Origin of the sequence: Mycobacterium sp., assembly GCF_050701515.1 — a bacterium.
GTDB lineage: Bacteria > Actinomycetota > Actinomycetes > Mycobacteriales > Mycobacteriaceae > Mycobacterium.
Genome location: NZ_JBOGDB010000187.1, coordinates 1 through 13,859 on the forward strand (window position 1 = coordinate 1; position 13,859 = coordinate 13,859).

Consider the following 13,859-nt stretch of genomic DNA (forward strand, 5'->3'; position numbering starts at 1 on the left):
AGTCGTTCAAGGTCACCTCGAACTCCTGGGAGTACACCGGGGACGGTCACGCGCTCGCGCTGCGGGCCGGCGCCACCCTGATCAACATGGAGTTCGTCCAGTTCCACCCGACCGGCATGGTCTGGCCACCGAGCGTCAAGGGCATCCTCGTCACCGAGGGCGTGCGCGGCGACGGTGGGGTGCTGAAAAACTCCGAGGGCACCAGGTTCATGTTCGATTACATCCCGCCGGTGTTCAAGGGCCAGTACGCCGAGACGGTCGAAGAGGCCGATCAGTGGCTGAACGACAACGACTCGGCTCGCCGCACCCCTGACCTGCTGCCGCGCGACGAGGTGGCCCGCGCCATCAACTCCGAGGTCAAGTCCGGCCGCAATTCGCCGCACGGCGGGGTCTTCCTCGATATCGCGTCGCGGCTGCCTGCCGAGGAAATCAAGCGCCGGCTCCCGTCGATGTATCACCAGTTCATGGAGTTGGCCGAGGTCGACATCACCAAGGAGGCGATGGAAGTCGGACCGACGTGTCACTACGTGATGGGCGGTGTCGAGGTCGACCCGGACAGTGGTGCGGCCACCACGCCGGGGCTGTTCGCGGCGGGCGAGTGTTCCGGCGGCATGCACGGCTCCAACCGGCTAGGTGGCAACTCGCTGTCCGACCTGCTGGTGTTCGGCCGGCGGGCGGGTCTGGGTGCGTCCGACTACGTGCGGGCGCTCAATGATCGGCCCGCGGTGTCCGAGGCTGCCGTCGAGGCCGCCGCCAAACTCGCCGTGGCGCCGTTCGAGGGCCCGACGAACGGGGCCCAGCCGGAGAACCCATACACGCTGCAGCTCGATCTGCAGGACACGATGAATGAGCTGGTCGGCATCATCCGTCGAGACGAAGAGATCACCGACGCGCTGGCGAAGCTGGACAAGCTGCGAGAGCGGTTCAAGAACCTCCAGGTCGAAGGTCACCGGCAGTTCAACCCCGGCTGGCACCTGGCCATCGATCTGCGCAACATGCTGCTGGTCAGCGAATGCGTGGCCAAGGCCGCGCTGACGCGCACCGAGAGTCGCGGCGGCCACACCCGAGACGACCACCCGTCGATGGACTCCAACTGGCGCAAGACGCTGCTGGTATGCCGTGCCGCGGGTGGCGATTCTGTGGTGCCCGATGTGACGGTCGAAAAGGAATCGCAGAAGCCGATGCCGCCCGAGCTGATGGAAGTCTTCGACATCAGCGAACTGGAGAAGTACTTCACCGACGAGGAGCTGGCCGACCACCCAGCGAGGAGAGGCTAGATGACCTACCAGGCAAGCCTGCGGGTATGGCGCGGCGACATCGACGGCGGTGCGCTGCAGGACTTCTCCGTCGAGGTGAACGAGGGCGAAGTGGTGCTCGACATCATCCATCGCCTGCAGCAGACACAGACACCCGATCTGGCGGTTCGGTGGAACTGCAAGGCGGGCAAGTGCGGGTCGTGTTCGGCGGAGATCAACGGTCGGCCCAAGCTGATGTGCATGACCCGGATGTCGACGTTCGCCGAGGACGAGACCATCACCGTGACGCCGCTGCGAGCATTCCCAATCATCCGCGATCTCGTCAGCGACGTGTCATACAACTACGAAAAGGCCAGGGAAGTCCCGTCATTCACCCCGCCTAAGGATCTACAGCCCGGCGAGTACCGGATGAGTCAGGTCGACGTGGAACGTTCGCAGGAATTCCGCAAATGCATCGAGTGCTTCCTGTGTCAGAACACCTGCCACGTTGTTCGTGATCACGACGAGAACAAGCAGGCGTTCTCCGGGCCCCGTTATCTGATGCGGGTCGCCGAGCTGGACATGCATCCGCTGGACACCCTGGACCGTCCGGTGTCGGCACAAGAGGAGCATGGCCTGGGAATGTGCAACATCACCAAATGCTGCACGGAGGTCTGCCCCGAGAACATCAAGATCACCGACAACGCGCTGATCCCGATGAAGGAACGGGTGGTCGACCACAAGTACGACCCGGTGGTGTGGCTGGGAAACAAGCTCTTTCGCCGTTAAGCCCCCAGTCGCCGGAACGTGCTGCGGTGAAACACGATCGGCGGCACATCGGGGTGCACGGTGATGTCGCTGACCCGCAGAATGACGATGGTGTGATCCCCGGCCGGGATCAACTGTTCGATCGCGCTCTCCAGCCACACGCTGGTGCCCTCCACGAATACCGCACCGCTGTCGGTTGACACCGTGGTCAGGCCGGCGAACCGGTCACCGGTCTTGGCGGCCAGCGTGCGGGCCACATCGTCGTGCGATTCGCCGAGGACACTGATGCCGAGCCGGGGCAGATCCTTGAGTTGTGGCCAGGTGGTCGACGTGTTCTGGACGCAGAACGACACCAGCGGTGGATCCAGCGAGACCGGCACGAAAGTGCTCGCCGCCAGCCCGACCCGGGTACCGTCCACCTCCGCGGCGATCGCGATGACACCGCACGGGAAATGCCCGAACGCTGCCCGCAGCGTCGATGGGTTCAGGTTGGCCGAGCCGGTCATCTCCGGTCCATCTTCGCACTACTCGACAGACCACCGCTGAGCTTCGAGTTCGGGCGGCATCGGGCGCTGAAGGGGCACGTCGAGACCGTCATAGATGCCCGGTTTCTGTGTCGCCAACCAGCCGATGGCGCCGAGCAGCCGATTCGCGGCGGTGGCGTTACCGCCGTCGGCCCTGGTGCCGCCGGGGACGTCGGCGCGACTGACCAGTGTGAGCCGGGGATCCCCGTCGACGATCACCCGGTGGTCGCCGGAACCTTCGTCGGGCTGGGGCCAGTCGGGTGCGCAGGAGGGATGGATGCGGGTGATGTGGTCGATGACGATTCGTTCGCGCCCGGCCGCCTTGCCGATCACCTTCAGCCAGAACGCGCCCTGGGTGCCCTTCTCGAACCGTCCCATGATGGTGTCTACCGACTCGTCGAGTGGCCGTCGGTCCACCTCCTCGGTGATCTCCTCGATGTCGAGACCGAGACCGCGCCCGAGGAGCCGAATATTGCCGCCCCACACCATCGTCGGGATGGACGGCAGCAGCAGCATCGGCACCGGGTCGTCGGGGCCCATGGGTCCTCCGAACCCGGACAACACCTTCACCGCGTGCGGTTGGTCATACGTCGAGTAATCGAAGATCTCCTGGCAGTGGATGGTCCGGATGCGGGTGCACAGTCCGGCGGCGATCACCGCGAGAGCGTCGTTGCCCCAGCCCGGGTCCACCCCGCTGACAAGCAACGTCGCGCCGCCTTCTTCGGCGGCCTGGGTGAGGCGCTCCACCCACTCCGGCGGTGCGGAGCGGGGGTCGTAGAGCGAGTACAGCGATGGCGTCACGACGTGCGCGCCGGCGCGCAGGCACCGTTCGATGTCGTTGACGGCTTCGTCGGGACGGAGGTCCCCGGACGCCATGTAGGCGACGGCGTCACAGTCGGCCAGGGCCGCATCGACGTCGGTCGTCGCCGCGACACCGGTCGGCGAATCCAGGCCGGCGAAATCGGCGGCATCCATGCCGGCTTTGGACTCGGAGGATGTGATCACCGCGGTGAGCCGTAACCCGGGAAAAGCGACCGCCGATCGGATCGACGTCGACCCCATATTGCCCGTTCCCCACACCGCGACACGCTGTTGCATTCCTACACCATAGTGGTGCGTGTGACGAGCCTGTGGCAGGTATCACAAGCTGGCAAAAGGCCAGGTCGACGACCGTTTTGCCCGGTCATTCGCGGCCCGATCAACCGCTCGGTTACTTAGCCCTTTGAAATTGCTCACAGCAGCTTTGTGTTGAAGTTACCGAACGGTATAGTTGGGATCAGTTACTGGTGGGTAACTTAACTAAAGTACCCAACCGTGAGTGGCATTCTCGACGAGGAGGAAACGTGAGCCACTACAAGAGCAACGTCCGTGATCAGGTGTTCAACCTGTTCGAGGTATTCGGCGTTGACAAGGCACTTGGCGAAGGCGAGTACACCGACCTAGACGTCGACACCGTCCGCGAGATGCTGGACGAGATGGCTCGGCTGGCCGAGGGCCCGATCGCCGAATCGTTCGTCGAAGGCGACCGCAATCCGCCGCCCTTCGATCCCAAGACGTATTCGGTGACGCTACCCGAGTCGTTCAAGAAGTCCATCCGCGCCGTGCTGGATGCCGGCTGGGACAAGGTCGGTCTGCACGAGGACCTCGGCGGCGTGCCGATGCCGAAGGCACTGATGTGGGCACTGCACGAGCACATCCTCGGCGCCAACCCCGCGGTGTGGATGTACGCCGGCGGCGCCGGGTTCGCCAACATTCTGTACAGCCTGGGCACCGAAGAGCAGAAGAAGTGGGCCAAGATCGCCGCCGAGCGCGAGTGGGGTTCCACCATGGTGCTGACCGAACCCGATGCCGGGTCGGACGTCGGCGCCGGCCGTACCAAGGCCATCAAGCAGGACGACGGCTCCTGGCACATCGACGGTGTCAAGCGCTTCATCACCTCCGGCGACTCCGGCGATATGTTCGAGAACATCTTTCACCTGGTGCTGGCCCGCCCCGAGGGCGCGGCCCCGGGCACCAAGGGTCTGTCGCTGTTCTTCGTGCCGAAGTTCCTCTTCGACTTCGAGACCGGCGAGATCGGCGAGCGCAACGGCGTGTACGTGACCAACGTCGAGCACAAGATGGGCCTGAAGGTCTCCGCCACCTGTGAGCTGTCGTTCGGCCAGCACGACAAGCCCGCCAAGGGCTGGCTGGTCGGCGAGACCCACGAAGGCATTGCGCAGATGTTCGATGTCATTGAGCAGGCCCGCATGATGGTCGGCACCAAGGCCATCGCGACCCTGTCGACGGGTTACCTGAACGCGCTGGACTACGCGAAGAACCGCGTGCAGGGCGCCGACATGACCCAGATGACCGACAAGACCGCGCCGCGGGTGTCCATCACGCACCACCCCGACGTGCGTCGCAGCCTGATGACCCAGAAGGCCTACGCCGAGGGTCTGCGAGCGCTGTACGTCTACACCAGCACCTACCAGGACCCCGCGGTGGCCGAGGCGGTGCAGGGTGTCGACGCCGAGCTGGCGGTCCAGGTCAACGACCTGCTGCTGCCGGTGGTCAAGGGTGTCGGCTCGGAACAGGCCTACGCCAAGCTGACGGAGAGCCTGCAGACCTACGGTGGCTCCGGCTTCCTGCAGGACTACCCGATCGAGCAGTACATCCGCGACGCCAAGATCGACTCGCTCTACGAGGGCACCACGGCCATCCAGGCGCAGGACTTCTTCTTCCGCAAGATCGTCCGCGACAAGGGTGCGGCGCTGGCGCACGTGGCCGGTCAGATCGAACAGTTCGTCAAGAACGAGTCCGGCAACGGCCGGCTGAAGGCCGAGCGCGAGCTGCTCGCCACCGCGCTGGCCGACGTGCAGGCGATGGCGGCGACGCTGACCGGCTACCTGATGTCGGCCCAGCAGAATCCGACCGAGCTCTACAAGGTGGGTCTGGGCTCGGTGCGCTTCCTGATGAGCGTCGGCGACCTGATCATCGGCTGGCTGCTGGCACGGCAGGCGGCGGTGGCGATCGACGCGCTCGACACCGGAGCCGGAGCGCCGGCGACATCCAGCACAGGGCCAGGCGGCGACGACCGCGCCTTCTACGAGGGCAAGGTCGCGGTGGCGGCGTTCTTCGCAAAGAACTTCCTGCCGCTGCTGACCGGCACCCGTCAGGTCGTCGAGAACCTGGACAACGAGATCATGGAGCTGGACGAGGCGGCCTTCTAAGGCTTCTCAACCGCTGCATACGCAAGGGCCCCCGGTTGCCCGGGGGGCCTTTTGCGCATAAAGGGCGGGTTCGGGAGGACATTTGAGGTGCGTCTCATTAGTCTCGCGCGGTCGGTCTTTCACCTCTTACCGACTCTTTGAGTTCAGTCACTCCCGAACCCGTCGTGGAAGCGATCGTACGCCGGGTGCACGGCCCACGCCAGAGGGCGCGTTGACTCATCGAAAATGCCCGCGTAGCCGTCTTCGTTGCCTCATTCGATAATGCCCGCTAGCGGCGTGTCGGCCTGGTCGGATCGCGGGTTGGGGTTAGGCCCGCACGATGGGATTGACAATGGCCGAGCGCAAGGCGGTGACGAGGGCGATCACGACCCGGTATCGGCGGGCCGATAAGGTCGGCAAGGGCCGGATTCTCGATGAGTTGTGCGCGGTCAACGCGTGGCACCGAGACCATGCCCGCAAGGCGCTGCGAACGGCCCTGACCCCGAAGGTGGTGCGGCCCCGGACTCCGCGGCCGCCGAAGTACGGGCCGAAAGTCATTGCGGCGCTGGTCTTCTGCTGGGCGGTGCTGGGCATGCCCGCGGGCAAGCGGCTGGCGCCGTTGCTGGGCGAGTTGGTGGCGATCCTGCGGCGTTTCGGCGAGCTGGAGATCGACGACGACACCGCGCGGCTGCTGGCCGGCATGTCGGCGGCCACCATCGACCGCCGGCTGGCCCCCGAACGCAAGAAGCACGAACTCAAGGGCCGCAGCCACACCAAGCCGGGATCGCTGCTCAAAGGCCAGATCCCGATCCGGACCTGGGCGGACTGGGACGACGCGGTGCCCGGGTTCGTCGAGATCGACCTGGTCGGCCACGAGGGCGGTAACGCCGCCGGTGAGCACGCCTACACGCTGACCGTCACCGACATCGCCACCGGCTGGACCGAGAATCGCAGCGTGCCCAACAAGGCCCGTAAATGGGTGCTCGCCGCCCTCGACGAGATCGCCGCCGTCATGCCGTTCCCGATCCTGGGCATCGACAGCGACAACGGCACCGAGTTCATCAATCACCACCTGCTCACCTGGTGCGAGCACCGCGAGATCACCTTCACCCGGTCACGGCCGGGCAACAGCAACGACGGCGCGCATGTGGAGCAGAAGAACTGGGCGACCGTGCGCACCATCGTCGGCTACCACCGCTACGACACCGCCGCAGAACTGGTGCTGCTCAACAGGATCTGGGTGCTGCAGTCCACACTGGCCAACTACTTCTGCCCCCAACAGAAACTCGTCTCCAAGGTGCGCACCGGGGCGAAAGTGTCGAAGAAATACGACACCGCCACTACCCCGTACCGACGCGCCGAGGCCCACGGCATCGTCGCCGACCAGGACAAGGCCATCCTCGCCGACACCTACACGTCGATCAACCCCGCCGCCGTCCAACGTCAGATCCAGGCGCTGACCACCGAGCTGCTCACCCTCACCACCAGCAAGGCCGGACCTCCTTCGAAGCCACGCCCCACGCGGGCATCCTTGAATGAGTCAACGAATCAGAGTTCGCGGGCATCTTGACACGAGGCAATAGGGAGGGAATTTGGGCCGTCAGCCGTCCTTGCTCCGCAGCAGCGCGCGGGTGCGCGCGCGTGCCTCGGCAGAGGCGTCGAAAGCGACGGCGGTGAACTCGTCGACGCCTGCCGCGCTCAGCTCGTCGAGTCGATCGGACACCGTTTTCTCGTCGCCGATGATGGCGGCGTCCTCGGGATTGGCGTATCCCTCACGGTCGAGCATCGCACGGTACGACGGCAGGTAGCCGTACATCGCGAACTGTTCGGCGGCCTGCGCCCGCGCGCCGGCGACATCGTCGGTGACGCTCACCGGCAACGAGGCCGCCACCCGCACCGCGCTCTCCGGTCGGCCTGCCTCGGCCGCCGCCGCGCGCAACGTCGGACTGATGTGTTCGGCCAGCGTCTTGGGTCCGGTCATCCACGTGAGTGTGCCCGCCGTCCGCCGCCCCGCCAGTCGAAGCATCTGCGGACCCAACGCGGCGATGTGTACCTCGGGCGTTGGCGCGCCGGGAATCTGGAGTGCCCCGCGCGCCGTCACGGTTTCACCGACCGCCTCGACGCCTTGGCCCGCCAGCAGTGGCTGCAGGCCGTCGAGGTACTCACGCATCCGGCGGACGGGTTTGTCCCACGGGATTCCCCACATCCCTTCGCTGACGGCTTGATGCGACATACCCAGACCGAGGATGAACCGACCGCCGGCGATCGCGTTCAGCGTGAGCGCGCGCTGCGCCAGCAGCATCGGGTGCTGATACTGGATCGGCAGCACACCGGACCCCACCTCGATGGTGTCGACTTCGCGCAGTGCCACCGCGAGGATGGTCAACAAGTCGGGATCGTAGGGGAGCTGGGTCATCCACACTCTTTTGAAGCCCTCGTCGCGCAGGCTGGCGAGGGCGTCCACGGTGGGGTCGACCGACAGGCGTCCGTCGGTGTCCGGGAGCATTCCAACGAGGCTCAGGCTCATCTGCATGGCACTCAGCATGCCAGGCGCGCTCAAGTAGATGCCCCGTGTTGCCGTCGGGTCGGGGGGTCAGACGACAACACGGAGCTACCCGTTTATCGAATGCCTGGGTGCGGCCGTTACAGGCCGCTGGGGTCAGGCCTCCAGGATCGCGGCCACGCCCTGCCCGCCGGCGGCGCAGATGGAGATCAGTCCGCGCACCGGCTGGCCGGTTTCGATCTTCTTCTCGGCGAGCTGTTTGGCCAGCTGCACGACGATCCGCCCGCCGGTCGCGGCGAACGGGTGACCGGCTGCCAGCGACGAGCCGTTGACGTTCAGCTTCGACCGGTCGATCGAACCGAGCGCAGCGTCCAGGCCAAGTCGTTCCTTGCAGTACTCCTCGGACTCCCAGGCCTGCAGGTGCGCCAGCACCACCGACGCGAATGCCTCGTGGACCTCGTAGAAGTCAAAGTCCTGCAGGCTCAGGCCATTTCGGGCCAGCAGCCGCGGAACCGCGTAGGTGGGCGCCATCAGCAGGCCGTCGTCGCCGTTCACATAATCCACCGCCGCCGTTTCGGCGTCGACGTAGTACGCGAGCACCGGCAGCGAGTGCGCCTTTGCCCACTCTTCGGTCGCCAGCAGCGACACCGACGCGCCGTCGGTGAGCGGAGTGGAGTTGCCCGCCGTCATCGTCGCGTCGCCGTCCTTCACCCCGAACACGGGCTTCAGCTTGGCGAGCTTCTCGGCTGACGAGTCGGCCCGCAGGTTGTTGTCGCGGTACACGCCCAGAAACGGTGTCACCAGGTCGTCGAAGAAGCCACGATCGTAGGCGGCCGCCATGTTGTTGTGGCTGGCCGCGGCCAGCTCGTCCTGGTCGACGCGCTTGATGCCCATCTGCTTGGCAGTGATCGCCTGGTGCTCGCCCATCGACAGGCCGGTGCGCGGCTCACTGTTCACCGGAATTTCGACGCCCAGCGACGCGGGCAGCTTGCCGACCAGCTTGAGCCGATCGAGGTTGGACTTCGACCGGCGCAGTCCCAACAGCACCCGGCGCAGGTCGTCGCCGAACGCGATCGGCGCGTCGGAGGCGGTATCCACCCCGCCCGCGGCGGCCACCTCGTAGCGCCCGGCGGCGATGCCGTCCGCAGCGGCGATGGTGGCCTGCAGGCCGGTACCGCACGCCTGCTGGATGTCGAACGCCGGGGTGTAGGACGACAGCGCGCCGCCCAGCACGCATTCGCGCATCAGGTTGAAGTCGCGGCTGTGCTTGAGCACCGCGCCGCCGATCACGGCGCCGAGCCGTTCCCCGGCGAGGTCGAATCGATCGATCAGCCCGTCCAGCGCGGCGGTGAACATGTCCTGGTTGGAGGCGTTGGCGTAGGCGCCGTCCGAGCGCGCGAACGGAAGTCGGTTGCCGCCGAGGATGGCGACTCGTCGGGTTGTGCTGTTGGCCATGGGGGTCATACTACCCACCCTTCTTACTCTGGAGTAAGTTCGGTGTCGTGGCTACCGACTTGTACTCCCAAATCGTTCATTCGGCGCCGGGGAACTTCCTCGCCAAGCAGCTCGGCATCCCACAGCCCGAGACGCTACGCCGCTACCGGCCCGGCGATCGGCCGCTGGCGGGTTCCCTGCTCATCGGCGGTGCGGGCCGCGTCGTCGAACCGCTGCGCAGTGCGCTGGCCGAGGACTACGACGTGGTGTCGAACAATCTCGGCGGGCGCTGGGCGGACTCGTTCGGCGGGCTGGTATTCGACGCCACCGGCATCACCGAACCGGCAGGCTTGAAGGGTCTCTACGAGTTCTTCACCCCGCTGCTGCGGAATCTTGGCCCCTCCGGGCGCATCGTCGTCGTCGGCACCACGCCGGAGGAAGCCGGCGGTGTGCACGAGCGGACCGCCCAGCGGGCGCTTGAAGGCTTCACCCGATCGCTGGCCAAGGAAATGCGCCGCGGCGCCACCGTGAACCTGGTGTACCTGTCGGCCGACGCCAAACCCGCCGCGACCGGTCTGGAGTCGACATTGCGGTTCATCCTGTCGGGCAAGTCCGCCTACGTCGACGGGCAGGTGTTCCGCGTCGGCGCCGCCGACTCCGCGCCGCCGGCGGACTGGGACCGGCCGCTGGACGGCAAGATCGCACTGGTGACCGGCGCGGCGCGTGGTATCGGCGCGACCATCGCCGAGGTGTTCCACCGTGACGGCGCCAGCGTGGTGGCGGTCGACGTGGAGGGGTCCAACGAGGAACTCGGGAAGACCGCGGCGCATGTCAGCGCGACTGCGCTGACGCTCGACGTGACAGCCGATGACGCCGTCGCCCGGATCTCCGAGCACCTGCGCGAGCACTACCACGGCACCCCGCTGGACATCCTGGTCAACAACGCGGGCATCACCCGCGACAAGCTGCTGGCCAATATGGACGAGGCCCGCTGGGACTCCGTCGTCGCCGTCAATCTGCTTGCACCGCTTCGGCTTAGCGAGGGCCTAGTGGACAACGGAACGCTTGGCGAGGGTGGCCGCATCATCGGCCTCTCCTCGATGGCGGGCATCGCGGGCAACCGCGGGCAGACCAACTACGCGGCCACCAAGGCCGGCATGATCGGCCTGACCGAGGCGCTGGCCCCGAAGCTGGGTGAGAAGGGCATCACCATCAATGCCGTCGCCCCGGGCTTCATCGAGACGAAGATGACCGGGGCCATGCCGGTGGCTACCCGAGAAGTGGCTCGCCGGCTGAACTCGCTGTACCAGGGTGGCCAGCCGGTGGACGTCGCGGAAACCATCGCCTACTTCGCCAGCCCGGCGTCCAATGCCGTCACCGGCAATACGATCCGGGTATGCGGCCAGGCCATGCCGGGCGCCTAGGGTAGGCCACGTGACTCAGCCCAGCGGCGTGCGAAACGTGCTCCGGGCGGCGGCCGGGGCGCTGCCTTTCATTCGGCGCGGCGACCAACTGCCCGACCGCACGCTGACCGTCGACGAGCTGGCGATCGACCGGGCCAACGTCGCCGCGTACGCAAACGTCACCGGGTTAATGTTCGGCGATACGGTGCCGCTGACCTATCCGTTCGCGTTGACGTTCCCGACCGTGATGTCGTTGGTCACCGGCTTCGATTTTCCGTTCGCCGCAATGGGTTCGGTGCACATCGGAAATCACATCACCCAGCATCGACCGATCGCGGTCACCGACACCGTCGGGATTTCGGTTCACGCCGAGAACCTGCGGGAGCATCGCCGCGGTCTGCTCGTGGACATCATCACCGACGTCAAGGTCGGCAACGACACCGCCTGGCATCAGGTGACGACGTTCCTGCATCAGCAGCGGACCAGCCTGTCCGACGAGCCCAAGCCGCCGCCGCAGAAGGAGCCCAAGTTGGGCCCACCGAACGCGGTGCTGCGCATCGCGCCGGGCCAGATCCGCCACTACGCATCGGTCGGTGGGGACCACAACCCGATCCACACCAATCCGATCGCGGCGAAGCTGTTCGGTTTCCCGACCGTCATCGCACACGGGATGTTCACCGCGGCCGCGGTTCTGGCGAATATCGAGGGTCAGCTGCCGGACGCGGTGAAGTACTCGGTGCGGTTCGCCAAGCCGGTGGTGCTGCCGGCCCGCGCCGGTCTCTACGTCGACCGCAACGCCGACGGCTGGGAACTCACGCTGCGCCACCTGACGAAAGGTGACCCCCACCTCAAGGGCACGGTCAGCGCGCTCTAGCCAGCAGTCGCGGTGGCCTCGCTCCGGTCCTGACCGCCCGCGTCGCTCGGCTTACCCTTCAGGCCGCGCCAGAACAGGTTGATCATCAGTTCGGCCGCCTCGTTCACGTCGGCGTCGCCGGTGCTGACCCGGTTGGCCACTGCCTCACCGGCGCCCACCAGCGCGACCGCCATCATGTCGAAATCGGTGTCCGGCTCGGGGTTACGGGTGCCCGACTGCAGCAGCCGCGCCACCAGGTCGATGATCCGCTGACGTCCCTCGCGCACGGTGTGCGCGAACGCCTGGGAGCTGGTGGCCTGGGTGTAGAGCACGATCCACGACGCCCGGTTGGTGTCGATGTATTGCAGGAACGACAGAACCGCGTTGCGCAGCAAGTCTTTCGGGCTCTGCTTGAAGTCGATGTCGGCCCGAACAACGTCGACGAACCGGGTCAGTTCGCGGTTCAGGCAGGCGCCGAACAACTCCTCCTTGGAGCCGTAATACAGATACAGCATCGGCTTGGAGATCTCGGCCTGCGCGGCGATGGCGTCCATCGAGGTCTCGTGGTAGCCGTTGACGGAGAACATCTGCACCGCGGCGTCGAGCATCTGCTGCTCGCGAACGGCACGCGGCAACCGCTTGGTTCCACCTGCCATGCTCGTGCCTTTCGAAGACGTCTTCCTTACTTCAGAGTAAGCAATGCGTGACGAAACGGCGTCAGCACCGCGGATTCTGGCCCTTGACCGCGGCCATCCGCAGCACCGACCCGTCCACTTGGGACGGCGACAATTCCCCGGCCGCCACTGCCTTCTCCAGCCGGTCCAGCACGGCGGGCACCTCGTCGGTGGTCACCCACAACGCGGTGTCGGCACCGGCCTGCAGTCCGCGCAGCGCGGCCTCGGCAACGCCGTGCCGATCGGTGATGGCCCGCATGCTGGACAGGTCGTCGGTGAACACCGGCCCGTTGAACGGCGGCCCGCCATAGCCGCCCGAGCGCAGCAGCGCATAGGCGGCGGGGCTCAGGCTCGCCGGGTCGCTGCCGGTCAGACCGGGCACCTGCATGTGGCCCACCATGACGCCGACCGGCGGCTGCCCAGCCAGCGCCCGGTACGGGATCAGATCGTTGTTCTGCAACTCGTCCACCGGCGGGGTGACGACGCTGCCGACGTGCGAGTCGCCCGAGCCGTTCCCGTGGCCGGGGAAGTGTTTGAGGACGGGCAGCAGGCCGGCGTCGCGCAGCCCGCGGGCGTACGCGCCGGCGTAGTCGGTTACCGCGGTGGGGTCCGCGCCGAACGACCGGTCGCCGATCACGGTGTCGTCCGCAGCGTCGGTGACGTCGACGACCGGGGCGAAGTCGATGGTGATGCCGAGCCCGCGCATCGCCCGGCCGCGCTCGAGCGCGATGCCGTACACCTCTTCGGGCGTGTTGCTCTGAGCCAGCACCCGCGGCGACGGCTGACTGCCGATCAGCCCGGCCAACCGCGACACCCGGCCTCCCTCCTCGTCCACGCTGACCGCCAACGGCAGCGGGCCCGCGGAACCGGCGATGTCGCGGACCGAGCCGTCGGAAAGCATCGACAGGTCGGTCCAGCCGCCGATGAAGATGCCGCCGACGTGGTGGGTGCCGACGACGGCACGAGCATCGGCGGCACCGGTGACCCCGACCATCAGCAGCTGGGCCAGCTTGTCCCGGGTCGACATGGCGGCCAGCAGGGCCGAGCCGTCACCGCAGGCCAGCGGTGGCGCGGCCGGCATCGGCCGGTCCAGCGCGGTCGCCGAACTGCCCGGGGGCGCGGGCGAAGCGGAAGGTTCTTCGGCGGCCGGCGAGCAGGCCAGCAACAAGCCGGACAGCGCCGCGAGCGCACCAAGTGCACGGGGCAGAGGCATGGCCCCCATGCTGTCATGCCGCTACCGGACGGCGAGACGGTGCTCCATTCCGTGCTCCCGGCCG

The 13,859-nt window shown here is 66.8% G+C and carries 12 protein-coding genes; 6 read left to right on the forward strand and 6 right to left on the reverse strand.

The window, feature by feature from the left end; genetic code table 11:
- Positions 1-1,277: FAD-binding protein (locus ACRDU5_RS15570; protein ID WP_526615516.1), on the forward strand; the 1,277-nt coding region annotated here is incomplete at its 5' end.
- Positions 1,278-2,024: a succinate dehydrogenase/fumarate reductase iron-sulfur subunit gene (locus tag ACRDU5_RS15575; RefSeq protein ID WP_526615517.1), complete on the forward strand. Its 747-nt coding sequence runs from the start codon at positions 1,278-1,280 to the stop codon at positions 2,022-2,024.
- On the opposite strand, the gene ACRDU5_RS15580 is transcribed toward ACRDU5_RS15575, so the two are convergent.
- Together ACRDU5_RS15580 and ACRDU5_RS15585 are read right to left on the reverse strand one after the other, a co-directional pair.
- Complete coding sequence (locus tag ACRDU5_RS15580; protein ID WP_526615519.1) at positions 2,021-2,509, reverse strand: flavin reductase family protein; 489 nt, start codon at positions 2,507-2,509, stop codon at positions 2,021-2,023. The genes ACRDU5_RS15575 and ACRDU5_RS15580 overlap by 4 nt on opposite strands.
- Positions 2,510-2,527: 18 nt before the next feature.
- A complete protein-coding gene (locus ACRDU5_RS15585; protein WP_526615520.1) occupies positions 2,528-3,625 on the reverse strand; it encodes an NAD(P)H-dependent amine dehydrogenase family protein in 1,098 nt (365 codons plus the stop codon).
- A 245-nt stretch (positions 3,626-3,870) separates the two neighbouring features.
- Here ACRDU5_RS15585 and ACRDU5_RS15590 point away from each other — a divergent pair, with 245 nt between their 5' ends.
- Positions 3,871-5,736, forward strand: a complete 1,866-nt coding sequence (locus ACRDU5_RS15590; RefSeq protein WP_526615521.1) for an acyl-CoA dehydrogenase C-terminal domain-containing protein — start codon at positions 3,871-3,873, stop codon at positions 5,734-5,736.
- A gap of 319 nt (positions 5,737-6,055) precedes the next feature.
- Entirely contained in the window at positions 6,056-7,285 is a 1,230-nt protein-coding gene (locus tag ACRDU5_RS15595; protein WP_526615522.1) for a DDE-type integrase/transposase/recombinase, read from the forward strand.
- A gap of 30 nt (positions 7,286-7,315) precedes the next feature.
- Here ACRDU5_RS15595 and ACRDU5_RS15600 read toward each other — a convergent pair whose 3' ends face one another.
- The gene (locus ACRDU5_RS15600) at positions 7,316-8,248 is read right to left on the reverse strand and encodes a TIGR03564 family F420-dependent LLM class oxidoreductase (protein WP_526615523.1); all 933 of its coding nucleotides are present in this window, start codon (positions 8,246-8,248) and stop codon (positions 7,316-7,318) included.
- A 126-nt stretch (positions 8,249-8,374) separates the two neighbouring features.
- A complete protein-coding gene (locus tag ACRDU5_RS15605) occupies positions 8,375-9,673 on the reverse strand; it encodes an acetyl-CoA C-acetyltransferase (RefSeq protein WP_526615524.1) in 1,299 nt (432 codons plus the stop codon).
- A 47-nt stretch (positions 9,674-9,720) separates the two neighbouring features.
- Between ACRDU5_RS15605 and ACRDU5_RS15610 the strand changes: the two genes are divergently transcribed.
- Positions 9,721-11,076: a 3-oxoacyl-ACP reductase gene (locus tag ACRDU5_RS15610; RefSeq protein WP_526615525.1), complete on the forward strand. Its 1,356-nt coding sequence runs from the start codon at positions 9,721-9,723 to the stop codon at positions 11,074-11,076.
- Positions 11,077-11,086: 10 nt separating this feature from the next.
- On the forward strand, positions 11,087-11,929 hold the full coding sequence (locus ACRDU5_RS15615; RefSeq protein ID WP_526615526.1) for a MaoC/PaaZ C-terminal domain-containing protein: 843 nt from the start codon (positions 11,087-11,089) through the stop codon (positions 11,927-11,929).
- Here the strand turns inward: ACRDU5_RS15615 and ACRDU5_RS15620 are convergent.
- Entirely contained in the window at positions 11,926-12,564 is a 639-nt protein-coding gene (locus ACRDU5_RS15620; RefSeq protein WP_526615527.1) for a TetR/AcrR family transcriptional regulator, read from the reverse strand. The genes ACRDU5_RS15615 and ACRDU5_RS15620 overlap by 4 nt on opposite strands.
- Positions 12,565-12,625: 61 nt before the next feature.
- A complete protein-coding gene (locus ACRDU5_RS15625; RefSeq protein WP_526615528.1) occupies positions 12,626-13,795 on the reverse strand; it encodes a glycoside hydrolase family 3 N-terminal domain-containing protein in 1,170 nt (389 codons plus the stop codon).
- Positions 13,796-13,859 lie beyond the last annotated feature (64 nt).